This window comes from Herbaspirillum sp. NPDC101397, from assembly GCF_044767325.1.
Classification (GTDB): domain Bacteria; phylum Pseudomonadota; class Gammaproteobacteria; order Burkholderiales; family Burkholderiaceae_D; genus Herbaspirillum.
The window spans coordinates 100,153-122,678 of sequence record NZ_JBIWNS010000005.1; the positions used below are offsets into that span (position 1 = coordinate 100,153).

General features: G+C 59.5%; 20 protein-coding genes. 9 read left to right on the forward strand and 11 right to left on the reverse strand.

All coding sequences use genetic code 11. From position 1 onward, the window contains the following. Positions 1-99: 99 nt before the first annotated feature. The 3 genes from folP to phoB all read left to right on the forward strand — a co-directional run bounded on the left by folP (position 100) and on the right by phoB (position 3,122). Complete coding sequence (folP, locus tag ACIROW_RS13120; protein WP_402276151.1) at positions 100-951, forward strand: dihydropteroate synthase; 852 nt, start codon at positions 100-102, stop codon at positions 949-951. A gap of 42 nt (positions 952-993) precedes the next feature. Continuing rightward, positions 994-2,331, forward strand: coding sequence for a phosphoglucosamine mutase (glmM, locus tag ACIROW_RS13125; protein WP_402276153.1), 1,338 nt, complete (start codon positions 994-996; stop codon positions 2,329-2,331). Between the two features lie 95 nt (positions 2,332-2,426). Continuing rightward, the gene (phoB, locus tag ACIROW_RS13130) at positions 2,427-3,122 is read left to right on the forward strand and encodes a phosphate regulon transcriptional regulator PhoB (RefSeq protein WP_402276984.1); all 696 of its coding nucleotides are present in this window, start codon (positions 2,427-2,429) and stop codon (positions 3,120-3,122) included. Positions 3,123-3,165: 43 nt separating this feature from the next. On the opposite strand, the gene ACIROW_RS13135 is transcribed toward phoB, so the two are convergent. Together ACIROW_RS13135 and ACIROW_RS13140 are read right to left on the reverse strand one after the other, a co-directional pair. After that, positions 3,166-4,461 carry a c-type cytochrome gene (locus ACIROW_RS13135; protein WP_402276986.1) on the reverse strand — a complete coding sequence of 432 codons (1,296 nt, stop codon included), beginning with the start codon at positions 4,459-4,461 and terminating at the stop codon, positions 3,166-3,168. A gap of 19 nt (positions 4,462-4,480) precedes the next feature. Beyond that, the gene (locus ACIROW_RS13140; RefSeq protein ID WP_402276156.1) at positions 4,481-5,209 is read right to left on the reverse strand and encodes a c-type cytochrome; all 729 of its coding nucleotides are present in this window, start codon (positions 5,207-5,209) and stop codon (positions 4,481-4,483) included. A gap of 189 nt (positions 5,210-5,398) precedes the next feature. Here ACIROW_RS13140 and ACIROW_RS13145 point away from each other — a divergent pair, with 189 nt between their 5' ends. Next, positions 5,399-5,962 (forward strand): sigma-70 family RNA polymerase sigma factor, encoded by a 564-nt coding sequence (locus ACIROW_RS13145; RefSeq protein WP_402276158.1) that lies wholly within the window; start codon positions 5,399-5,401, stop codon positions 5,960-5,962. Positions 5,963-6,421: 459 nt separating this feature from the next. Here ACIROW_RS13145 and ACIROW_RS13150 read toward each other — a convergent pair whose 3' ends face one another. After that, positions 6,422-8,842: a penicillin-binding protein 1A gene (locus ACIROW_RS13150; RefSeq protein ID WP_402276160.1), complete on the reverse strand. Its 2,421-nt coding sequence runs from the start codon at positions 8,840-8,842 to the stop codon at positions 6,422-6,424. 410 nt (positions 8,843-9,252) lie between these two features. Here ACIROW_RS13150 and abc-f point away from each other — a divergent pair, with 410 nt between their 5' ends. Further along, complete coding sequence (abc-f, locus tag ACIROW_RS13155; RefSeq protein ID WP_402276162.1) at positions 9,253-11,163, forward strand: ribosomal protection-like ABC-F family protein; 1,911 nt, start codon at positions 9,253-9,255, stop codon at positions 11,161-11,163. 43 nt (positions 11,164-11,206) lie between these two features. Here the strand turns inward: abc-f and ACIROW_RS13160 are convergent, their stop codons facing one another. Continuing rightward, entirely contained in the window at positions 11,207-12,046 is an 840-nt protein-coding gene (locus ACIROW_RS13160; protein ID WP_402276165.1) for a SirB1 family protein, read from the reverse strand. Between the two features lie 91 nt (positions 12,047-12,137). After that, on the reverse strand, positions 12,138-13,688 hold the full coding sequence (murJ, locus tag ACIROW_RS13165) for a murein biosynthesis integral membrane protein MurJ (protein WP_402276167.1): 1,551 nt from the start codon (positions 13,686-13,688) through the stop codon (positions 12,138-12,140). Between the two features lie 272 nt (positions 13,689-13,960). Here murJ and rpsT point away from each other — a divergent pair, with 272 nt between their 5' ends. Beyond that, positions 13,961-14,227: a 30S ribosomal protein S20 gene (rpsT, locus tag ACIROW_RS13170; protein WP_034294187.1), complete on the forward strand. Its 267-nt coding sequence runs from the start codon at positions 13,961-13,963 to the stop codon at positions 14,225-14,227. Positions 14,228-14,473: 246 nt separating this feature from the next. Here rpsT and ACIROW_RS13175 read toward each other — a convergent pair whose 3' ends face one another. From ACIROW_RS13175 to ACIROW_RS13185, 3 genes are all read right to left on the reverse strand, one after another. Continuing rightward, positions 14,474-14,923 (reverse strand): DUF192 domain-containing protein, encoded by a 450-nt coding sequence (locus ACIROW_RS13175; RefSeq protein ID WP_402276169.1) that lies wholly within the window; start codon positions 14,921-14,923, stop codon positions 14,474-14,476. Positions 14,924-15,064: 141 nt separating this feature from the next. After that, positions 15,065-15,259: a hypothetical protein gene (locus ACIROW_RS13180; RefSeq protein WP_116435334.1), complete on the reverse strand. Its 195-nt coding sequence runs from the start codon at positions 15,257-15,259 to the stop codon at positions 15,065-15,067. A gap of 153 nt (positions 15,260-15,412) precedes the next feature. Continuing rightward, complete coding sequence (locus ACIROW_RS13185) at positions 15,413-15,979, reverse strand: pseudouridine synthase (RefSeq protein ID WP_402276171.1); 567 nt, start codon at positions 15,977-15,979, stop codon at positions 15,413-15,415. A 197-nt stretch (positions 15,980-16,176) separates the two neighbouring features. On the opposite strand from ACIROW_RS13185, the gene icd reads away from it, so the two are divergent. After that, positions 16,177-17,430, forward strand: coding sequence for an NADP-dependent isocitrate dehydrogenase (gene icd / locus ACIROW_RS13190; protein ID WP_402276174.1), 1,254 nt, complete (start codon positions 16,177-16,179; stop codon positions 17,428-17,430). A gap of 147 nt (positions 17,431-17,577) precedes the next feature. Here icd and ACIROW_RS13195 read toward each other — a convergent pair whose 3' ends face one another. Continuing rightward, positions 17,578-17,781, reverse strand: coding sequence for a cold-shock protein (locus ACIROW_RS13195; RefSeq protein ID WP_009665919.1), 204 nt, complete (start codon positions 17,779-17,781; stop codon positions 17,578-17,580). Between the two features lie 340 nt (positions 17,782-18,121). Between ACIROW_RS13195 and clpS the strand changes: the two genes are divergently transcribed. Together clpS and clpA are read left to right on the forward strand one after the other, a co-directional pair. Next, positions 18,122-18,436, forward strand: coding sequence for an ATP-dependent Clp protease adapter ClpS (clpS, locus tag ACIROW_RS13200; RefSeq protein ID WP_053199942.1), 315 nt, complete (start codon positions 18,122-18,124; stop codon positions 18,434-18,436). Next, positions 18,433-20,739, forward strand: coding sequence for an ATP-dependent Clp protease ATP-binding subunit ClpA (gene clpA / locus ACIROW_RS13205; protein WP_402276177.1), 2,307 nt, complete (start codon positions 18,433-18,435; stop codon positions 20,737-20,739). Before clpS ends, clpA begins: the two co-directional genes overlap by 4 nt. Before the next feature lie 215 nt (positions 20,740-20,954). On the opposite strand, the gene ACIROW_RS13210 is transcribed toward clpA, so the two are convergent. Both ACIROW_RS13210 and dut read right to left on the reverse strand, forming a co-directional pair. Further along, on the reverse strand, positions 20,955-22,046 hold the full coding sequence (locus tag ACIROW_RS13210) for a M48 family metalloprotease (RefSeq protein WP_402276178.1): 1,092 nt from the start codon (positions 22,044-22,046) through the stop codon (positions 20,955-20,957). A 12-nt stretch (positions 22,047-22,058) separates the two neighbouring features. Next, positions 22,059-22,508, reverse strand: a complete 450-nt coding sequence (gene dut, locus ACIROW_RS13215) for a dUTP diphosphatase (RefSeq protein WP_402276180.1) — start codon at positions 22,506-22,508, stop codon at positions 22,059-22,061. Positions 22,509-22,526: the final 18 nt, after the last annotated feature.

Consider the following 22,526-nt stretch of genomic DNA (forward strand, 5'->3'; position numbering starts at 1 on the left):
AGTCGTATGTGGTCTGGAGACGGCGAATCAATAACAACAATATCGCCTGCGGGCACCTCGGACACCTTGGGCGCCAGGTTTGAAAACGATGCAGCTTCAATGAGCCAACACTTTTTACAATGCGGGCGCTACCGCCTTCCCGTTGCACCGGGGCGCAGGCCTCTGGTCATGGGTATCCTCAACGTCACCCCCGATTCCTTTTCTGACGGTGGCAGCTATTCCGCGCTGGAGTTCGCGCTGTCGCATGCCGAGCAGATGATCGCCGACGGCGTCGACATCATCGACATCGGCGGCGAATCGACCCGTCCCGGCATTCCGCCGGTGCCGTTGGATGAAGAGCTGCGGCGTGTGATGCCGGTGATTTACGCCTTGCGCGATTGCGGCAAACCGCTGTCGATCGATACCTACAAGCCGGAAGTCATGCGCGAGGCGTTGATCGCCGAAGTGGACATGATCAACGACATCAATGGTTTCCGCGCTCCTGGCGCCATTGACGCCGTCAAGGACAGCGCGGCCGGGCTGTGCATCATGCATATGCAAGGTGATCCGCAGACCATGCAGCAGCAGCCGAGCTATGGCGACGTGGTGCAGGAGGTTGTCGCTTTCTTGCAGGAGCGTGTCGTTGCCTTGCGCGCCGCGGGCGTGCAACATGACCGCCTTTGCATCGATCCCGGCTTCGGCTTCGGCAAGAGCGTCGAGCACAATTACGACCTGCTGCGGAACACGCGTCGGATGATCGAGACGCTTGACCTGCCGCTGCTGGCCGGTATGTCACGCAAATCCATGATCGGCGCGATCACCGGCAAGCCGCTCGACCAGCGTCTGGCCGGCAGTCTTGGCGCGGCCTTGGCAGCGGCGGCGCAAGGTGCGATGATCATCCGTGTGCATGACGTCGCGGAGACTGTCGACGCGCTCAACGTGTGGCAGGCCGGCATGGCCGCGACAGCGTGAAAACAATTTATAAAAATATCTGACGAGAGAGAACCAGGAATCATGGCTGCAAAATATTTTGGTACCGATGGCGTGCGCGGACGTGTGGGAACGGCGCCGATCACGCCCGATTTCGTGATGCGTCTCGGCTATGCCGCCGGCAAGGTGTTGACCAAGAAGTGGTCATCCTCGGCCAAACCGACGGTGCTGATCGGCAAGGACACGCGGATTTCCGGCTACATGCTGGAAGCTGCCCTGGAAGCCGGCTTTGCCGCCGCCGGAGTGGACGTGATGCTGGCCGGTCCGGTGCCGACCCCGGCGGTGGCGTATCTGACGCGCGCCTTGAGGCTGTCGGCCGGCGTGGTGATTTCGGCTTCGCACAATCCGTATCACGACAACGGCATCAAGTTTTTCTCGGCCTCGGGCAACAAGCTGGCCGATGCAGTGGAAGCCGAGATTGAAGCGGAACTCGAGCAACCCATGGGCTGCGCGTCTTCCGAAAAGCTCGGCAAGGCCAAGCGTCTGGATGATGCCCAGGGCCGTTACATTGAATTCTGCAAGGGCACTTTCCCAAACGACCTCGATCTGCATGGCATGCGTATCGTGGTCGATTGCGCGCACGGCGCCGCTTACCATATCGCACCGCACGTGTTTCATGAACTCGGCGCTGAAGTCATCACCATCGGCAACCAGCCCAATGGCCTCAACATCAATGAAGGTTTTGGCGCGACAGCGCCGGAGGCTTTGTCCAGATCCGTGCTGGCCAACAAGGCACACGTCGGCATCGCTCTCGACGGCGACGCGGACCGGCTGGTGATGGTCGACGCGACGGGCCGCATCTACAACGGCGACGAGCTGCTGTATGTGATGGTCAAGGATCGTCTTGCTACCGGACCGGTGCCTGGCGCAGTCGGCACGCTGATGACCAATATGGCGCTGGAAGTCGCTTTCAAGAACATGGGCATCGGCTTCGCCCGTGCCAAAGTGGGTGACCGCTACGTGCTGGAAACCTTGCAGGAACGCGGCTGGCTGCTGGGCGGCGAAGGCTCGGGCCATTTGCTGTGCCTGGACAAGCACACCACCGGCGACGGCATCGTCTCGGCGCTGCAGGTGTTGTCCGCGCTCAAGCGCGCCAGTATGAGCCTGGCGGAAATGACTGCCGACATCCGCCTGTATCCGCAAGTGCTCATCAATGTGAAGATCCCGGCTGGTTTCGACTGGAAAACCAATTCCGGCATGCAAGCCGAGAAGGACGCCGTCGAAAAGGCGTTGGGCGACAGCGGCCGCGTACTGATCCGGCCTTCCGGCACCGAGCCGCTGATCCGGGTCATGGTCGAAGCGCAGCAGGCGGAAGTCGCGCAGACGATGGCAAGACGGATTGCTGATAAAGTAACGGCCTGACGCGACACATCAGTGCAGAGCAGGAGCCGGGAAGGGCTGCTGCTCGCGAATGCGCTGCACCGGCGTCGCCCATGACAAGTCAAACATATCCGCGAATGTCAAAAGACCAGTTACACATCCTGTTAGTCGAAGACGAGCCCAGCATCGCCGAGCTGCTGCGGTTCACCATGCAGGGAGCAGGATTCATCACGTCCATCGCCAGCGACGCGGCGCAGGCGCGCAAGTTGATCGCCGACGCTCTACCGCATCTGGTGTTGCTGGACTGGATGCTGCCCGACACCTCCGGCCTGGGATTGCTCAGTGAATGGCGTCGCGATGCCCGCACGGCAGCTTTGCCGGTGATCATGCTGACCGCCAAGGGCATGGAAGAAGACAAGGTCAAGGGACTCAATGAGGGCGCCGACGACTACGTCACCAAACCGTTTTCACCGAAGGAACTGGTGGCGCGTGTACAGGCGCTGCTGCGCCGCAAGGCGCCGGAAGTCGGGCAACAGAGCCTGGCTTATGGATTGGTCGGCATCGATACCGAACGCCATCGCGTGACGATCGGTCAGCAGGAGGTCGAGTTGGACCAGGCCGAATTCAAACTGCTGCGTTACCTGGTGGCGCATCCCGAGCGCATCTTTTCGCGGGCACAGTTACTGGACAAAGTCTGGGGCGATCACACCTTCATCGAAGAGCGCACCGTCGACGTCCATATCATGCGTCTGCGCAAATCGCTGGGCGCCGCCGCCGATTACGTCAAGACCGTCCGTGGCATGGGCTACAAGCTCAGCATGGAAGACAAATAGCCGAACCACTTCCGCGACGGCGCACACTGCCGTCGCTGCACCGTCAATCCAATGGGATTGAACGGTTGCGATTCACTTCTTGCGGCGACACAAAGCCCGCGCGATTTTCCCAGCTGTTCCGGACGTACGACACTACCGCCGCCACTTCCTGGTCATTGAGCATTTGCCCGAATGGCGGCATCCCGTACGGGCGCGGGTTGCCTTCGGTTGACGGCGGGAAGCCGCCGTTGAGCACCATCCGGATCGGATTCACGGCCGAGCCCATGGTCAATGCACGGTTGCCGCTCATCGGCGGATAAGCCGGCGTGATGCCCTTACCGTCGGCCTTGTGGCATTCGGCACAATGCTGTTCATAGATCTTCGCCCCCGCCTGCATCACGCGATCTGCCGCGCCCTTGTCCGGTTGCGGCGTGTCGAGCGCGGGCGGTGGATCGTTTTGCGGTAACGACTTCAGATAGACCGCCATGGCCTGGATGTCGCTGTCGTCGAGATGCTGCAAGCTGCGGCTGACGACTTCCGCCATCGGGCCGAATACGGTGCTGCGCGGCGATACGCCGGTTTTCAGCAGCGCCGTGATGTGTTGCAGCTCCCAGTTACCGAGGCCTGCTTCGGCGTCCGAGGTCAGCGAGGGTGCGTACCAGTTCATGATCGGGATCAAGCCGCCGCCCAGGTCGGACTTGGCGACTGTCGCGCCGAAGGCGTTGCGCGTGGTGTGGCAGGCGCTGCAATGGCCCAGTCCCTGCACCAGGTAGGCGCCGCGGTTCCATTCCACCGATTGCCCGCTGTCGGCGCGATAGGCGCCCGGGGTGAAGTACAGCGCGCGCCAGCCGGCCAGCAGGATGCGATTGTTGTACGGAAAGCGCAGCGCATGTTCCTGGCTGGCCTGGCGCACCGGCGTCACGGTCTGCATGTAGGCGAACAAGGCATTGGAATCCTCGCGCGTGATCTTGGTGTAGTTGGTGTACGGGAAGGCCGGGTAGAGGAAACTGCCGTCCTTCGACTTGCCGTGATGCAGTGCGCGCCAGAAATCGTTCGCGCTCCAGGAGCCCAGACCGGTTTCCTTGTCGGCGGTGATGTTGGGTGCGTACATGGTGCCGAATGGCGTCGGGATGGCCCGCCCGCCCGCATAAGGCTGGCCGCCGCGCGCGGTGTGGCAGGCCATGCAATCGCCGGCACGCGCGAGGTAAGCACCGCGCGCGATCTGTTGTTCGGTGGCCGGCGAAGATGGCGGTGCGGTCGCCGCGCTTTCGGCGTCCTCGCGATCGATGAATTCGGCGCCGATGATGACGGCCGGCACCGCGATGACCAGCAACAGCAGCGCCAGCAGGATACGTTTGATGGATCTCATGGCGTGTTCCTTATTCCGCCACGCTGCCGCAGGGCAGCGGCAACCTGACTGTTGTTGCGGGGGCCGGACGCGCGCCTTCCGGAACCGTCTGCGCGGCCAGCCAGCTGCTGGCGGCGTTGATGTCTTCCAGCGACAAGCGTTGCGTGATCTGCGCCATGCAATCCGGTGCTTTGGCTTTGCGTACACCGTTTTTCCAAGCGCCGAATTGCGAGTTGATGTAATCGCGCGGCAGACCGATCAGGCCGGGCACCGCCGGCGCCACGCCGGTCAGGGCCTGTCCGTGGCAGGCGATGCAGGCCGGCACTTTCTTGCTGCTGTCGCCGTTCATGACCAGCGCGCGCCCGCGTTCCAGCACGGCCGGTGTCGCTTCCACCTGTTGCGGCGCCGGATAGGGCGGATGCTGGGCGGAAAAGTAGGCGGCGATTTCGTGCAGGTAAGCGTCCGATAAATGATCAAGCAGATACGTCATCAGCGGATACTGGCGGTGGCCGTCTCGAAAGTTGGTCAGCTGATTGTAGAGATAGCCTTCCGGCTTACCGGCGATGCGGGGGTAGTAGCCGTCGCTGGAAGCGCGGCCTTCCTTGCCGTGGCAGGCGGTACAGGCGGCCACCCGCTGGGCAATGGTGTCGGGTAATTGCTGCGCTTGGACAGGGGCAGTCGCGGCAATCCAGAGCGTCGACAGCGTCAATAGTGCGACGCGTGCAACGCGCCAAGCGGATGAAAGCGTAAGGCTGGCCATATAGTCTCGTTGTAAGTTATATGAGGCGAGCTGATCGGGCGACGGAGTCGAATGATCGCGCGGTGATTGCATTGTAACGGAGCGGCCCTTTATCATGCCTGCACACCCGTTATACGAAAATCGAAGTACAGTACGGGCTGTTGCAGTACAGATCAATGAGCAAGCAATGAGCAAAGGCAAAACCCAACCATGAGCGACAAGTCTTTCGAACAGGCCGTCGTTGCCGAGCGCAGCATGCTGGTGCGGTTCGCTCGCCTGCATTTGCAGGAGGACGCTGCCGAGGATGCGGCCCAGGAAACCCTGTTGGCTGCGTTGCAGAACCCGGCCGGCTATTCGGGCAAATCCGCGCTGCGCACCTGGCTGGTGGGCATCCTCAAGCACAAGATCGTCGACGTATTGCGCAAGGAAAAGAAATACGTCCAGGCCGGCCCGGCGGAAATCGGCGATCCCGGCGACTTTGACGTCCTGTTCGACGATACCGGCCATTGGGCCGAAGCGCCGGCCGACTGGGGCAATCCTGCCGAAACGCTGCAGCAGGCGCAGTTCTTCGACATCATGGATTTTTGCCTGAACAAGCTGACGCCGGTGATGGCGCGCGTGTTTTCGATGCGCGAGCTGTTCGAATTCGAGATTAGCGAAATCTGCAAGGAACTGAAGATCACCGCCGGCAACTGCAGCGTCCTGTTGTACCGCGCGCGCATGCAATTGCGTTTGTGCCTGGATCAGAACTGGTTTGAAGGCCGCAAGGCCTGATCCTGATCTGCCCCGCCGAACTTTCCTTCCACCTCCGCAGCCGTTACAATAGCGACCACGCCCCCGTAGCTCAGTGGATAGAGCGATCCCCTCCTAAATACAATTGGGCACCGGCATCCGAAAGGCGCCGCGTGAATGGAGTCAAATTCGGTGAACCCTGACAGCGCTTGTTTTCCTGCAAGCGGCTGCTGGCAATACCGAGCCAAGCCGCATCGGACCTCATGATGCGGAAGGTGTAGAGACTAGACGGCTCCGGCCTGCAGGCTGCAAGTTGCAAGTCCATGGCCAAGGTATAGTCCAGACCACAAACAAGGCTCTTGGTGGCGAAAGCCATAGTGGTACGAAGGGATAGGTCACACGTTCGATCCGTGTCGGGGGCGCCAGACAAAAAAAGCGCAGAAGATTTTTCTTCTGCGCTTTTTTCTTTGGGCGATCGGATCAGTGCGGATCAGTTGCGGCTCAATGCCCCTGATACAGGTTGTCCCTGGCCTTCTCTTGCGGAGACGGTGCGGGGCCGGACGAAGGCGCCTGGGTTTCCGAATTCGGATTCTTCGACCAGCCGAAGAAGTTCGACAGCGCATCGACCACGCCGCCGCCTTCAACGCCCAGCGAGGCGACGAAACCGTTGCCCGGCGTGAAGTTCTCATAGTACGGCTCGCCGTCGATGAAGCGAATCCCGGCCGGTGCCGGCGTGTCGGACTGCGGCGTTCCGCGCAGCGCCACGCCCATGTAGTCGACCCAGATCGGCAACGCCAGCTGCGCACCGAATTCCTTGCTGCCCAGGCTCTTGGGCTGGTCGTAACCCATCCACACCACCGTCGTCAATGTGCGCTGATAACCGGCGAACCAGCCGTCGAAGGCGTCATTGGTGGTACCGGTCTTGCCGGCTAGGTCGGTGCGCTTGAGCGAGTTGCTGCGGGCGCCGGTACCGCGCTGGGCCACCGATTGCAGCAGGCTGGTCATGATGTAGCTGTTGCGCTCATCGATCGCGCGCGGGGCATTGCTGCCGACGATCAGCGGCTCAGCCTTGGACAGCACCTTGCCGCGTGCGTCGGTGATCTGCGTGATCAGATAAGGATTGATCTTGTAGCCGCCGTTGGCGAAGATCGCATACGCCGAAGCCAGTTGCAGCGGCGTGGTCTGGCCCGCGCCCAGCGCCATCGGCAGATACGGCGGCACCTTGTCGGTATCGAAGCCGAAGTGCTGCGTGATGAAGTCCTGCGCATACTTCACGCCGATCGCGTCAAGCGTGCGGATGGCGACCAGGTTGACCGATTTCTGCAACGCGGTGCGCATCGCCATCGGGCCGGCCGGCGGATCGTCGTCCTTCGGCTCCCAGTTCGGCTGGCCGTTGCCGGCCGGGTAAGACACCGGAGAGTCATTGATGATGGAAGCCGGCGCAAAACCTTTTTCCAGCGCCGCGGAATAAATAAATGGCTTGAACGTCGAGCCGGGCTGGCGCCAGGCTTGCGTGACGTGGTTGAAATTGTTCTGCGTGAAATCGAAGCCGCCCACCAGCGCGCGGATGGCGCCGTTCTGCGGCGTCACCGATACCAGCGTGGCTTCCACTTCAGGCAGCTGCACGATCTGCCAGTTCTTCTTGCCGTCCTGCATGACGCGGATCACCGCGCCGGGAGCGATGCGGATTTCCTTCTTGGCCTTGGGGCCGAGCGCGGCGGCCACGAACTTGAGCGTGTCGCCCGATAGTGTGATTTTGTCGCCGCTGCGGATTACCGCCTGGATCTGTTTCGGATCGGCCGACACCACGACGGCGGCGAGGATGTCGTCGTTATCGGGATAGTCGTCCATGGCGTCGTCGATGGCCTGGGCGCGCTCGTCCTCCTTTGACGGCAGCTCGATGGTTTCTTCCGGACCGCGATAGCCGTGACGGCGGTCGTAATCCATCACACCCTTGCGCACTGCATCGTAGGCGGCCTTCTGGTCGGCGGCGTTGATGGTGGTGGTGACGGTGATGCCGTGGGTGTAGGTGTCTTCCTTGTACTGGGCGTACACCATCTGGCGTACCATTTCATTCACGTATTCGGCGTGGACGTTGTACTGGTTGCCGGGAGCGCGCACCTGGATGTCTTCCTTGACGGCCGCGTCGTATTCCTTCTGCGTGATGTATTCGAGGTCGAGCATGCGTTGCAGGATGTACTGTTGGCGAATATGCGCACGCTTGGGGTTGACGATCGGGTTGTAGGCCGACGGCGCCTTCGGCAGGCCGGCCAGCATCGCGGCCTGGGCCAGCGTGATGTCCTTGATGTCCTTGCCGAAATAGGTGCGCGCCGCCGCCGCGAAACCGAAGGCGCGCTGACCCAGGTAGATCTGGTTCATGTACACCTCAAGGATCTGGTCCTTGCTCAGCGCCGCTTCGATCTTGTTGGCCAGCAGCACTTCATACAGTTTGCGCGAGACGGTTTTTTCCTTGGTCAGGAACACGTTGCGGGCCACCTGCATGGTGATTGTGCTGGCGCCCTGGCTGGCGTGGCCGCGCACCACGTCGGTGGCGATGGCGCGCGCGATGCCGATGTAGTCGATGCCGCCGTGCTGATAGAAACGGTTGTCCTCGATCGCCAGCACAGCATTCTTCATGTTGGCCGGGATGTCGTCGAGCTTGACCAGACTGCGCTTCTCCTCGCCGAATTCACCGAGCAGCACGTTGTCTGCGGAGTAGATGCGCAGCGGGATCTTCGGACGGTAGTCAGTGATCACGTCCAGCGACGGCAGGCGCGGATTGATGAAGATCAGTGCATAAGCGATGATCAGCGCGCCGATGATGACGAGGCCGAGCACCGAGAAGGCAAGGAACTTGGCGATGTTGGGATTGAGGAAGCCGCGTTGACGCGAAAGGTGGTGCAAACGAGAGTTGAAGCGCATGGTTATTGTAGGAAACCGTCGTAAAGTCAGGGCGGTGTGGTGTGCGCCAGCTTGATCTTGAAACGGCTTCGTAGTGAAGGGCGTGCCGTATCTTACAACATGGGCCGGGCGCGACAGCCGATCTGCGGCCGATCGGCGCGACGATTGTGTTTCCAAATGTATGCAGGGGCCCTTTTCGGTGCGTGGTCGTAATAAAAAAACATCAAATCAACCCATAATCCGCATCGTTTGTTGTCCAAAGGTAATGGATTGCGTTGACCGCAACAGCCGATCATGTGCAGATGGCGTCCATACGCAGCATAGATACACCATCATCGCGCGCAATCGGTACAATGCGGTCTTTCTTCTTTAATTGAGTCGCGGCAAAGGCATTCCCGCCCCGACCTTCGATCTCATCCCTCGGCATACTTATGGCAGTCATCTCCCTCTCCAATGCGCAGCTCGCATTCGGACACGTCCCGCTCCTCGACCATGCGGAATTTTCTCTCGAAACCGGGGAGCGCGTCGGCCTGATCGGCCGCAACGGCACAGGCAAGTCGTCCTTGCTGAAAATCATCGCCGCCGTTTCCAAGCTCGACGATGGTCTGCTGGTCATGCAGCAGGGCCTGAAAATCGCCTACGTTGATCAGGAGCCGCATTTCCCTGCCGAGATGACGATCTTCAACGCGGTCGCTTCCGGCCTCGGTGAGTTGCCGGCGCTGCTGGCCGAATACGAATCGCTGACCGGCCAGTTCGGCGGCGACAACGACGAAGCGCTCATGGAGCGCATGCACGACATCCAGCTGGTCCTCGATGCGGCCGACGCCTGGAGCCTGAACAACAAGGTCGAGACCACGCTCGACAAGCTCAACCTCAAGGGCGAAGCCCTCATCGGTGAACTGTCGGGCGGCATGCAAAAGCGCGTGGCGTTGGCCTGCGGTTTGGTCGGCGCTCCTGACGTGCTGCTGCTGGACGAGCCGACCAACCATCTGGATTTCGGCTCCATCCTGTGGCTCGAAGGCCTGCTGCGCGACTACAAGGGCAGCGTGCTGTTCGTCACCCATGATCGCAGCTTCCTCGACAACGTCGCCACCCGCATCATCGAACTCGACCGCGGCAAGCTGTTGTCCTTCCCGGGCAACTTCAGCACCTACCAGGGCCGCAAGGAAGAGTTGCTGGATAACGAAGAAGTCGAGAACGCCAAGTTCGACAAATTCCTGGCGCAGGAAGAAGTCTGGATCCGCAAAGGCGTCAAGGCGCGCCGCACGCGTGACGAAGGCCGCGTACGCCGGCTCGAATCCTTGCGTCTCGAACGTAGCGCGCGCCGTGACCGGCAGGGGCAGGTCAAGCTGGAAGTGTCGTCCGGCGAGCGTTCCGGCAAGATCGTGGCGGAACTCGAAAACGTCAGCAAGTCCTACGGCGCCAAGACCATCGTGCGCGATTTCAGCGGCATCCTCATGCGCGGCGACAAGGTCGGCCTGATCGGCCAGAACGGCGCCGGCAAGACCACGCTGCTCAAGCTGATCCTCGGCGAAGAAACCGCTGACACCGGCACCGTCCGCCAAGGCACCAAATTGCAGGTGGCGTACTTCGACCAGATGCGCACTCAGCTCAATGAAGAAGCCACCCTGGCCGACACCATCGCGCCGGGCAGCGACTGGGTGGAAGTCAACGGCCAGCGCCGCCACGTGATGACGTATCTGGGCGACTTCCTGTTCGCGCCGGAACGCGCCCGTTCGCCGGTGCGAACCCTGTCCGGCGGCGAGCGCAATCGCTTGTTGCTGGCGCGCCTGTTCGCCAAGCCGGCCAACGTGCTGGTGCTCGATGAACCGACCAACGATCTGGACATCGACACGCTCGAACTGCTGGAAGAATTGCTGGAAGATTACGAAGGCACCGTGTTCCTGGTGAGCCATGACCGCACCTTCCTCGACAACGTCGTCACGCAAGTGATTGCGTCCGAAGGCGATGGCGTCTGGAAGGAATATGTCGGCGGTTACAGCGACTGGGAGCGCGTGCGCGCCAGCTCCCAGGCAAGCGCGAAGAAATCGGACGGCAAGAGCGAATCCAAACCGGCTGAACTTCCGGTGGCGGCGCCTGCTGTTGCCAAGCCGAAGAAGCTCAGCTACAAGGAGCAGCGCGAGTTGGAAGAGCTGCCGAAGCTGATCGCGCAACTGGAAGAAGAGCAGACGGCGATTTCCGCCAAGCTGGCTGATCCGGATCTGTACAAGGCGGGCGGGGACGAAGCGGGACGCCTGAATGCGCGTTTTGCTGAAATCGACGGTTTGTTGCTGGAAAATCTCGAACGCTGGGAATTGATTGAAGCGCGTTCGAAGGGGTAAGCAGTAGTCAGTAGTCAGTGACGCGAGGCTGGCGTCTCCAACTTCAGTTGGGACGCCTGCTGGCGTGACGTAGCTCCGGCAGCTTTTCACGCATGCTGTCGGCGTCTTCCGCATCGGGACGCAAGGCCAGGTAAGCCTCCAGATCGTCCAGCGCCGCCTGCGGTTCAGCCAGGTTGGCGTAGGCCAGGCCGCGATCACGGCGTTCGGTAATTTCATCCGGCAACAAGATCACCAGGCGTTCCTGTACTTCAAGCACACCCTGCCAGCGTTGGGAGTCGGTGTAGATGGCTTTCAGGTTGCGCAGCATGCGAGTCAGGATTTCGCGCGGATGGGCGGCGCGCAGATATGCCGCCAGCGGCAACTCGTCGCCATATTCCTGTTGCTCGAGATAAGGCTCGAGGCGTTCTTCCAATTCTTCACGCGACAGGCTGGCGCCGTTCATCGGGTCGAGCACGATGTCACCCGATTGCACCGACAGCTTCATCAGGAAATGGCCGGGGAAGGAAATGCCCTTCATGTTCAGGCCGATCTGCTGTCCCAACTCCATGTACACCACCGCCAGCGAAATCGGAATGCCGCGGCGCGACGTCAGCACGCGATGGATGTAGCTGTTGTCGGGATCGTAATAATTGTTGATGTTGCCGGCGAACGCCAGCTCCTGGAAAAAGAAGTGGTTGAGCATCCGCAATTTTTGGATATGCGATGCATCCGAGGACAGACGCTGCTTCAACTTGAGCGCCAGGGTATCCATCTCGATCTGGCACGCGGACAAATCCAGATCGGGGTGCGCATCTTGCCCCAGCGCCAGAGCCGATTCAAAAAGCGGAATCGAATCGTCTTGACGAACCAGCGAGGAAAAATATTCGAGCGGTGTAAGCGTCATATATTGAACATGCTATCAAAATATGCGCGCTTGTGAAATGTTTGGCTGGCAATGGAGCATCAACGCAACATTGCAGCGGCCAGGTACGCTCTCAGCGACCGATGCGCTTGAAGTCGCGGAATCGGAATCCCATCGCCATCAAGGCGCCGAAATACGCCACGCCGCATGCCGCAAACACCAGCAGCAAGGCGCCGATGCGCTCTGCCGGATGGGCGCGCATGGCGATCCAGTCGAAATGCCGCGCCACCGCCAGCGCCACGCCGCCGAGCAGGAACAGCGCGCCGGTCAGCTTGATCAGGAACATGCGCCAGCCCGGTTGCGGCGTGTAGATGTTGCGGCGGCGCAGGCCCCAGAACAGGAACGCTGCGTTCAGGCAGGCGCCCAGGCCGATCGACAAGGCCAGGCCGGCATGCGCGATCCATGGTACGAAAATGTAGTTCATCAGCTGGGTCGCGATCAGCACGCCGATGGCGATCTTGACCGGGGTGCGGATGTCCTGTTTGGCATAGAAGCCGGGCGCCAGGATTTTCACCAGGATCAGGCCGATCAGGCCGACGCCGTAAGCGATCAATGCGCGGCCGGTCATGTCGACCGAGACCGTGTCGAATTTGCCGTAATGGAACAGCGTGGCGGTCAGCGGCTCCGACAGCGTCGCCAGCCCCACCGCGCAAGGCAGCGCCAGCAGAAAGGTCAGGCGCAAGCCCCAGTCCAGCAATGCCGAATATTCGGCCATGTCGTTTTCGGCATGCGCGTTCGACAGGCTGGGCAACAGGATGGTCCCGAGCGCCACGCCTAGCAGGGCGGTCGGGAATTCCATCAGGCGGTCGGCGTACGACAGCCACGACACGCTGCCGTGCGCCAGGCGCGAAGCGATATTGGTGTTGATCATCAGGCTGATCTGCGCGGCCGAGACGGCGAACACCGCCGGGCCCATTTTCTTGAGCACGCGCCGGACGCCTTCGTCGGAGAGGCCTATCATCGGATTGAGGTACAGGCGCGGCAGCATGCCGATCTTGATCAGCGCGGGAATCTGCAGCGCGACTTGCAGCACGCCGCCGACGAACACCGCAAACGCCATCGCGTAGATCGGCTGGTCCATGTAAGGGGCGACGAACAGGGACGCAACGATAAAGGACACATTCAGCAGCACCGAGGTGAATGCCGGGATCTTGAATTCGCGCCAGGTGTTGAGGATGCCGCCGGCCAGCGCCACGAAGGACATGAACCCAATGTAGGGGAACATGATGCGGGTCATGACCACCGAGGCCTCGAACGCGCCCTGGTTGTACTTGAGCCCGGTGGCGATGAAGTACACGATCAGCGGCGTGGCCACGATGCCGGCAATGCTGGTGGCGACCATCACCCAGATCAGCACGGTCGCGACGTGGTCAACCAGGTGTTTGGTGGCGATGTCGCCTTTCTGGTTCTTGTATTCGGCGAGGATGGGTACGAAGGCCTGCGAAAAGGCGCCTTCGGCAAACAGCCGGCGCAACAGGTTGGGAATGCGGAAGGCGACGTTGAAGGCGTCGGTATAGGCCGAGGCGCCAAATGCGCGAGCGAACAGGATTTCTCTTGCGAGACCGGTAATGCGGGAGAGCATCGTCATGCCAGAAACGGTGGCAAGCGTTTTATGCAAGTTCATGGGACGGCATTATAGCTTTCGTTTTCGCGGGAGCCACGGGTTTGCAAGGGATTCCCGCAGGGCTGACGCGGTTGGAGGCGAACGCGCAAAGAACGTTCGCCTTGAATCTTGCATATAGGTAATTAAGCCTCTTTTGCAACAGGCGGCTGGCGATAGTCAGGCTGTATTTGCCAGTTTGATGAAAAATGGTTATAATCCGTGGCTTTACAGAATTCCGCCTCGCAAGTTATCAAGATTGCGATGCTCTCGATCTCGATTTAGGATAATTATTCATGGCAAATACCGCACAAGCACGCAAACGTGCTCGTCAAGCTGTTAAGCAAAACGCGCACAACTCCAGCCAGCGTTCGACGCTGCGTACAGCAATCAAGGCTGTCCGCAAGGCGATCGAAGCAGGCGACAAGGCTGCTGCGACTTCCGTGTTCCAGGCTTCGGTCTCGACTATCGACAGCATCGCTGACAAGAAAATCATCCACAAGAACAAGGCTGCTCGCCACAAGAGCCGTCTGGCTGCTGCCCTGAAGGCACTGGCTGCTTAATTCTTGTTGCTGACCGGATCTTTGCTCAGGCAAGGATCCGCGCAATGTCGAATCGATAGCAATGTCGATTCACAAGCATCACGAAAACATCAACCCGCCCAAGCGATTTGGCGGGTTTTTGCATTTCCGGGTGTTGTTCAGTGAGAAATTGCTGATTCGGGTGCGACGTCTATGTGAAAGCCTGCCATGGGGCTGTAGCGACACCTTGATGCCGGCTTCCGGCGTCACAGGCTTGTTGTCAGGCGTTTAACGCGGCAGGCCTTCGATGACCGTGCCGGGTTTGATGTTCTTTTGCTTGAACCAGCCCTTGTTCATTTCCAAGGCGTAGGTGGCCGGCTTGGTCGCGCAATGCGAATCCAGCGTCTGTTCCTTCATTTCCTCGATATTGATGATCTTGCCGGTTTCGTCCATGAAGGCGACCGACAGGGGGATCAGCGTATTCTTCATCCACATGCACACGCCGGCCGGCGCGCCGAATGCGAACACCATGCCCTCATTGGCGCCCATCTTGTCGCGGAACATCAGGCCTTGCTCGCGCTGCGCTTCGGTCGAGGCGACTTCGGCCTTGATCAGGTACAGGCCGGCATTGAGCGTGGTGGTCGGGAATTTCTGAAGCTGCTGGGCCTGGCCGGGCAGAGCGACCGCAAGAGCGGCGAGGGTGGCGAGCAGGGTGGCGAAAGGGAGGAGACGACGCATGATGGGATGTACGTGGCTGTATGGGAATCGACTGCAGATCCGAAATCTGCCGGAATGCGGCGATTATAAAGGAAGCCGACAAATGCAGCGGACATGAAAAAAGGCAGGACTAGCCTGCCTTTTAGCAATGCGAAAGCAAGATTACTTGGCAGCGTCAGCAGCTGGAGCAGCCTTCTTTGCCTTGTGGCTCTTCTTGGCTTTCTTGGCCTTCTTAGCCTTCGGTGCAGCAGCTTCAGCCTTAGGAGCATCAGCAGGTGCGGCAGCAGGAGCTGCAGCTTGTGCGAACACGGAAGTGGCGAACAGACCAGCGATCAGAGCGGCGATCAATTTTTTCATTTTGCAGTCCTTCAATTTAACATGTTAAGAAGACGGTGATTCTCGTGAATCATTGCCAATAACGACGCGCCGAAGGCTTGGTTGACAAAAAATTCCAAAAAACAAAATTTCTTTGCGGACTGTCTTTGAAAAGCCGGTTTTGTCAGTAGTTTGTCAGCTATTGCGGCGGAATTCCTGAGGATCGACGGTTTTCCACTCTCCCGGCAGCAGCGGATCGGTCGCCAGTGCAAACGGTCCGATGGCGATCCGGACCAGCCGCAATGTGGGCAGTCCGACCGCCGCCGTCATGCGGCGGACCTGACGATTCTTTCCCTCCGATATCTGTATCGTCAGCCAGCTGGTCGGGTGATTCTTGCGTTCGCGGATGGGCGGATTGCGCGGCCACAGCCAGGCCGGTTCCTGCACATGGCGGACTTCACTTTTCTGGGTGACGAAATCGCCGAGATCGAGCGGGTTGCGCAGGCGCTCGAGGCTGTTTGCATCGGGCGTGCCTTCCACCTGCACCAGGTAGACCTTGGGTTGCTTGCGTTTGGGATGGCTGATGGCGTGCTGCAATTCACCGTCATCGGTCAATAGCATCAATCCTTCGCTGTCGGCGTCGAGACGTCCGGCAGGGTAGATGTCGGGGATGTCCAGGTAGTCGGCCAGCGTTTCTCGGTCATCCTGCGCCGAAAACTGGCACATTACCTGATAGGGTTTGTTGAATAAAATGAGGGGCATGCGTCAGTGTCGCAAAAACATGACGTCCAGTAAAATACTCGTGCATAATATAAATCAATGTCTTATGTCTTATATGAGACTTGACTCTGAATTTAATCGCCCCGAGGCTGCGATGTTGCGCGCGACAAGTCCGCGTTCGCCCATGTCCGCAGCGAGGCCGAATTCCCCTCTTTTCCGCACTATTCTCGGAGACCGTAATGTATCAACACATTCAGGTGCCGGCCGAAGGTAAGAAGATTACCGTCAACGCCGACTTTTCCCTCAACGTCCCGGACAATCCGATCATTCCGTTCATCCAGGGCGACGGCACCGGTCGCGATGTCACGCCTGTCATGCTCAAGGTTGTGGATGCCGCGGTCGCCAAGGCCTACGGCGACCAACGCAAGATCAACTGGATGGAAATCTACGCCGGCGAAAAATCGACGCAGCTGTACGGCGCCGACGTCTGGTTGCCGGAAGAGACCGTCGCTGCGGTCAAGGAATTCGTGGTGTCCATCAAGGGCCCGCTGACGACGCCGGTCGGCGGCGGCATCCGCTCCCTGAACGTGTCGCTGCGCCAACAGCTGGACCTGTACGTCTGCCTGCGCCCGGTGCGCTATTTCAAGGGCGTGCCGTCGCCGTTGCGCGAACCTGAAAAAACCAACATGGTCATCTTCCGCGAAAACTCGGAAGACATTTACGCCGGCATCGAATGGCAGGCCGGCACCGACGGCGCCAAGAAGCTGATCGACTTCCTGGTCAAGGAAATGGGTGTCAAGACGCTGCGCTTTCCTGAGACCTCCAGCCTGGGCATCAAACCAGTGTCGCAGGAAGGCACCGAGCGTCTGGTGCGCAAGGCGATCCAGTACGCCATCGACCATGACAAGCCGTCGGTGACGATTGTCCACAAGGGCAATATCATGAAGTTCACCGAAGGCAGCTTCCGCGACTGGGCCTATGCCCTGGCGCAGAAGGAATTCGGCGGCGTGGTGATCGATGACGGTCCATGGGTCAGGATCAAGAATCCGAAGACCGGGCGCGACATCATCGTCAAGGACGTGATCGCCGACGCCTTCATGCAGCAGATTCTCTTGCGTCCCGCCGAGTACAGCGTGATTGCAACGATGAACCTGAACGGCGACTACATCTCGGACGCGCTGGCGGCCCAGGTAGGCGGCATCGGGATTGCTCCCGGCGCCAATATGTCGGATTCCGTGGCAATGTTCGAAGCCACCCACGGCACCTCGCCGCGCTATGCCGGCAAGGATTACGTCAATCCGGGTTCACTGATCCTGTCGGCGGAAATGATGCTGCGCCACATCGGCTGGACCGAAGCGGCGGCCTTGATCATCGAGGCCATGCAAACCACGATTTCGTCGAAGAAGGTGACTTACGACTTTGCGCGCCTGATGGAAGGCGCGACGCAGGTGTCATGCTCGGGCTTCGGTGACGCGGTAATCGAAAATATGTAATTCAGCGGGTGATTCTTGCTGAAGAAAGGCCGGGCTGTGTTGCCGGCCTTTTTTATTGCCTGCTGCAGATGCAGTCCGCAAATGGTGCAGGCATAAAAAAAGCTCCTGCCGAAACAGGAGCTTTTTACAAAAGCGACTTAATACGAATTAAGGAGCCTGGATGTTGGAAGCTTGCTTGCCTTTAGGGCCTTGCGTGACTTCGAACTGTACTTTTTGACCTTCTTTGAGGGTCTTGAAGCCGTTCATTTGAATTGCCGAGAAGTGTGCGAACAAATCTTCACCGCCGTCATCCGGAGTGATAAAGCCGAAGCCTTTAGAATCGTTGAACCACTTGACTGTACCTGTTGCCATAAAAAGCATCTTTCAATTAAAAAAAATCACACGAGCCGTAAAAGCAAGAAGCCTCGCGAGATTGAATCTTCCGCAGCCCCCCTTAAACTTGCCCCCTTCGTATTAACAAGCAGTAACTACTTATCAATGAATTCCATTGTTCTCGTTAAAAATACAAAAGTCAAGTCGTTTTCAATGGAATTATTAAGCTTTTGTTCCGCGAATTGAATAGTACGCTCTTGATTTAGGATAAATGAGCGTTATCTGCGCACTATCAGGAAAACGCGTAATATCTAATCTAATTAGGTATTTTCTTCATGTTGTGCGGTGCACAGTGGATTGATGGTTTTAGAATAAATGCATGGCTACCAAGCACGATAATGATAACGGTACGGTCCTGGCGCGGCAGGAGCAGAAGCTCAAGCCGCCCCCTATGTACCAGGTATTGTTGTTGAATGATGACTATACGCCGATGGAATTCGTCGTCGCAGTCATTCAGGAGTACTTCAACAAAGACCGTGAAACTGCGACGCAGATTATGCTCAACGTTCACCGCGATGGGAAAGGTATGTGTGGTGTGTATCCCAAAGATATCGCATCCACAAAAGTTGAACTCGTTTTAACCCACGCTCGAAAAGCAGGGCACCCCCTGCAATGCGTGATGGAGGAAGCATGATTGCGCAGGAATTGGAAGTCAGTTTGCACATGGCCTTTGTCGAAGCCAGACAATCGCGTCATGAATTTATCACCGTGGAACATTTGCTCCTCGCGCTGCTGGATAATCCATCGGCTGCGGAAGTGCTGCGCGCGTGCTCGGTCAATATCGACGATCTGCGCAAGACACTGACCAATTTCATCACGGACAACACCCCGACCGTGCCCGGCACGAACGAGGTCGACACGCAGCCGACGCTGGGATTCCAGCGTGTGATCCAGCGCGCGATCATGCACGTGCAGTCGGCGTCCAACGGCAAGAAGGAAGTGACCGGCGCCAACGTGCTGGTGGCCATCTTCGGCGAGAAGGATTCGCACGCTGTCTACTATCTGCATCAACAAGGCGTGACCCGCCTGGACGTAGTCAATTTCATTTCTCATGGTGTGCGCAAGGATCAGCAGATCGATTCGCAAAAAGCGCCTGAAGGAGCGGAAGACGTGCAGACCGAAGGCCAGCAAAAGGAAAGTCCTCTCGATCAGTTCACCCAGAATCTGAACAAGGCCGCCGCAGAAGGCAAGATCGACCCGCTGATCGGCCGCGACGCTGAAGTCGAGCGCGTGATCCAGACCCTGTGCCGCCGCCGCAAGAATAACCCGCTGCTGGTCGGCGAGGCCGGCGTGGGCAAGACTGCCATCGCCGAAGGCCTGGCATGGCGCATCACGCAAAACGACGTACCGGAAATCCTCAAGAACGCCGTCGTGTATTCGCTCGACATGGGCGCGCTGCTGGCCGGCACCAAGTATCGCGGTGACTTCGAGCAGCGTCTGAAGGCCGTCCTCAAGCAATTGAAGGATGCGCCCAACGGCATTCTGTTCATTGACGAAATCCACACCATCATCGGCGCCGGTTCGGCCTCGGGCGGTACGCTGGATGCATCGAATCTGCTCAAGCCGGCATTGTCCAGCGGCCAGCTGAAGTGCATCGGCGCGACCACCTATACCGAATTCCGCGGCGTCTTTGAAAAAGACCACGCGCTGTCGCGTCGCTTCCAGAAGATCGACGTCAACGAACCGACCGTCGAACAGACCATCCAGATTTTGCGTGGCCTGAAATCGAAGTTTGAAGAACATCATGGCGTCAAGTATTCTGCTTCGGCGTTGACCTCGGCAGCCGAACTGGCCGCGCGCTTCATCAACGACCGTCATCTGCCCGACAAGGCGATCGACGTGATCGATGAAGCAGGCGCAGCACAGCGCATCCTGCCGAAGTCGAAGCAGAAGAAGACCATCGGCAAGTCCGAGATCGAAGAAATCATCTCCAAGATCGCGCGCATTCCGCCGCAATCGGTCAATCAGGACGACCGCACCAAGCTGCAAACGATCGATCGTGACCTCAAGAACGTCGTGTTCGGTCAGGATCCTGCCATCGAAGCGCTGGCGTCAGCCATCAAGATGGCGCGCGCCGGTCTGGGCAAGACCGACAAGCCGATCGGCTCCTTCCTGTTCTCCGGTCCGACCGGCGTGGGCAAGACCGAAGTGGCGAAGCAACTGGCGTTCATCCTCGGCATCGAGCTGATCCGTTTCGACATGTCCGAATACATGGAGCGCCACGCGGTCAGCCGTCTGATCGGCGCACCTCCGGGTTACGTCGGTTTCGACCAGGGCGGTCTGTTGACCGAAGCGATCACCAAGAAGCCGCACGCCGTGCTGCTGCTCGATGAAATCGAAAAGGCGCATCCGGATATTTTCAATATCCTGCTGCAGGTGATGGATCACGGTACGCTGACCGACAACAACGGCCGCAAGACCGACTTCCGCAACGTCATCATCGTGATGACCACGAATGCCGGTGCAGAAAGCCTGCAAAAGCGTTCGATCGGTTTCACCGACAAGAAGGAAGCCGGCGACGAGATGGCGGACATCAAGCGCATGTTTACGCCGGAGTTCCGCAACCGTCTGGATGCCATCATCAGCTTCCGTGCGCTGGACGAAGAAATCATCCTGCGCGTGGTCGACAAGTTCCTGATGCAACTGGAAGAGCAATTGCACGAGAAGAAGGTGGAAGCCGTATTCTCCGACGCACTGCGCAAGTTCCTGAGCAAGAAGGGCTTCGATCCGCTCATGGGCGCACGTCCGATGTCGCGTCTGATCCAGGACATGATCCGCAAGGCGCTGGCCGACGAGCTGTTGTTCGGTCGTCTGGTGACAGGCGGTCGCGTGACGGTCGAGCTGGACGACAAGGATCAGGTCAAGCTGGAATTCCCCGAAGGCGACGACCCGACGCCGCCGCCGGAAGAGCCGCAAGAGAAGCTGGAAGTCGAGTAAGCAGAAGCTAATCCGGGCGCCTCGCAAGAGGCGTCAGGAGTGGCCAAGCAAAAAGGCCGGAACGTTTGATCGTTCCGGCCTTTTTGTTTTTGCGGTGTGTTGGCGACGCTGCCTGGCGCTGAGACGGCAATGCGCCAGTGTTACAGTTGCAGGCATCTGTGGGCCTCACAGGCGTCCTGTGGTGTGCACAGGACGTCAGGACTCACGGCGTCACATCACGGCGTCAGGGGCTTGCCTGCGGCCTGCTTGGCCTTGAGTGCCTGCACGGACTTGTCTATCGCCGTCATGCGATAGGCCGTGCCCGGATGGAGCGCTGTATAGCCGCTCGGCACGCTGGCCGGATATTGCGTCGCCAGCCGTTGCCAGAATGCGGCGTAGCCGTCGATGCCGTAACCGGCGCGCACCAGCATGTACAGGGCCAGGTTGTCGGCTGCCGCGTCCAGGTCCTGCGGATACGGGCGAATGCCACCGGTGCCCGCCGCCGCAGTCGGATCGGGACGTGCGCGCATCAAGTTGTCGATGACGCTGCCGGTGGTCGCCACCATACGCTGGCGAATCGCATGGCCCAGCGAGTTGTGGGCCATGTCCTTGGCGATCAGGTAGGCCAGTTCTTCATCCGTCCTGGCGAAATTCATCATGCCGCGCGTAATCAGCACACGACGGCCGTCGGCGTAAGTGTTGACGTTGTCGGCGTTGCCCAACTCGATGCTGAAGGCGCAGGCCAGCGTCAGCGGTACGATGACGTTTTGCTGCGCCTTGTTGCGCATCACGGTCAGTTTGATCGGTGCGCGGCCGTTGGTGACCAATGGCCCCAGCAGATTGGCCGCCTGGCGCTCGGCATCGGGGCCTTGCTGCAGGGGTTTGTCTGCAACCGCCACCAGCACATCGCCGCGTTGCACGCCGCTCTTGGCAGCGCCGCTGCCTGGCAGCACGCCGGTGACTTGCAGGCGATCGTCGAAGCCCAGCGACTGGGCCGCATCGGCGAACTCACTCGGATAGGAATACTTGTTCTTGGCGGTGAAGCCAAGCAAGTTGCGGGCATTGCCGCGGCACAGCTGCGCATTGGCGGTCAGCAGGGGCGCGGCCACGTTGTACAGCCGGTCCTGCTGCGCCGTCAGCGCGCGCAATGCAGTCTGGTCGGGCGTCAGCACCGGCGTCTTGACGGCGGTCGGCGCCGTCGCTGTTTGCGCCGGCCTGTTGAGTGTGTTGCTGTCTTGCGGTGTGACGCATGCTGCGAGCAATGCCGCTGGCATGACCGCCAGCGCGATTTTTATTCTTCCCCAATAAGCCAGGTGTCGAGCGTGCATCCAGTGATCTCCTTAATGTTTTCCGGTACTGCCGAAACCGCCTGCGCCGCGCTCGCTGCTGTCGAATTCTTCAACCACGTTAAAGCCCACTTGCATGACCGGAACGATCACAAGTTGCGCCAGGCGCTCCATGGGGTTTAGGACAAACTCGGTCTGTCCGCGGTTCCACGTCGAGACCATCAGCTGGCCCTGATAATCGGAGTCGATCAGTCCGACCAGGTTGCCCAGCACGATGCCGTGCTTGTGGCCAAGGCCGCTGCGCGGCAGGATGATCGCCGCATAGCCGGGATCGGCCACGTGGATCGCCAGGCCGGTCGGGATCAGGTGAGTGGTTCCCGGCGCAATCGTCAGCGGCGCGTCCAGACAGGCGCGCAGGTCCAGTCCGGCGCTGCCGGCGGTAGCGTAGCTTGGCAGTTGATCTTTCATGCGCGGGTCGAGGATTTTGACGTCGATAGTTTTCATGGAAACAAAATAATTAAG

Coding starts and splice junctions, on each gene's coding strand:
- folP (WP_402276151.1), top strand. CDS start 100: ATGAGCCAACACTTTTTACAATGCGGGCGCTACCGCCTTCCCGTTGCA.
- glmM (WP_402276153.1), top strand. CDS start 994: ATGGCTGCAAAATATTTTGGTACCGATGGCGTGCGCGGACGTGTGGGA.
- phoB (WP_402276984.1), top strand. CDS start 2,427: ATGTCAAAAGACCAGTTACACATCCTGTTAGTCGAAGACGAGCCCAGC.
- ACIROW_RS13140 (WP_402276156.1), bottom strand. CDS start 5,209: ATGGCCAGCCTTACGCTTTCATCCGCTTGGCGCGTTGCACGCGTCGCA.
- ACIROW_RS13145 (WP_402276158.1), top strand. CDS start 5,399: ATGAGCGACAAGTCTTTCGAACAGGCCGTCGTTGCCGAGCGCAGCATG.
- ACIROW_RS13150 (WP_402276160.1), bottom strand. CDS start 8,842: ATGCGCTTCAACTCTCGTTTGCACCACCTTTCGCGTCAACGCGGCTTC.
- abc-f (WP_402276162.1), top strand. CDS start 9,253: ATGGCAGTCATCTCCCTCTCCAATGCGCAGCTCGCATTCGGACACGTC.
- ACIROW_RS13160 (WP_402276165.1), bottom strand. CDS start 12,046: ATGACGCTTACACCGCTCGAATATTTTTCCTCGCTGGTTCGTCAAGAC.
- murJ (WP_402276167.1), bottom strand. CDS start 13,688: ATGAACTTGCATAAAACGCTTGCCACCGTTTCTGGCATGACGATGCTC.
- rpsT (WP_034294187.1), top strand. CDS start 13,961: ATGGCAAATACCGCACAAGCACGCAAACGTGCTCGTCAAGCTGTTAAG.
- ACIROW_RS13175 (WP_402276169.1), bottom strand. CDS start 14,923: ATGCGTCGTCTCCTCCCTTTCGCCACCCTGCTCGCCACCCTCGCCGCT.
- ACIROW_RS13180 (WP_116435334.1), bottom strand. CDS start 15,259: ATGAAAAAATTGATCGCCGCTCTGATCGCTGGTCTGTTCGCCACTTCC.
- ACIROW_RS13185 (WP_402276171.1), bottom strand. CDS start 15,979: ATGCCCCTCATTTTATTCAACAAACCCTATCAGGTAATGTGCCAGTTT.
- icd (WP_402276174.1), top strand. CDS start 16,177: ATGTATCAACACATTCAGGTGCCGGCCGAAGGTAAGAAGATTACCGTC.
- ACIROW_RS13195 (WP_009665919.1), bottom strand. CDS start 17,781: ATGGCAACAGGTACAGTCAAGTGGTTCAACGATTCTAAAGGCTTCGGC.
- clpS (WP_053199942.1), top strand. CDS start 18,122: ATGGCTACCAAGCACGATAATGATAACGGTACGGTCCTGGCGCGGCAG.
- clpA (WP_402276177.1), top strand. CDS start 18,433: ATGATTGCGCAGGAATTGGAAGTCAGTTTGCACATGGCCTTTGTCGAA.
- ACIROW_RS13210 (WP_402276178.1), bottom strand. CDS start 22,046: ATGCACGCTCGACACCTGGCTTATTGGGGAAGAATAAAAATCGCGCTG.
- dut (WP_402276180.1), bottom strand. CDS start 22,508: ATGAAAACTATCGACGTCAAAATCCTCGACCCGCGCATGAAAGATCAA.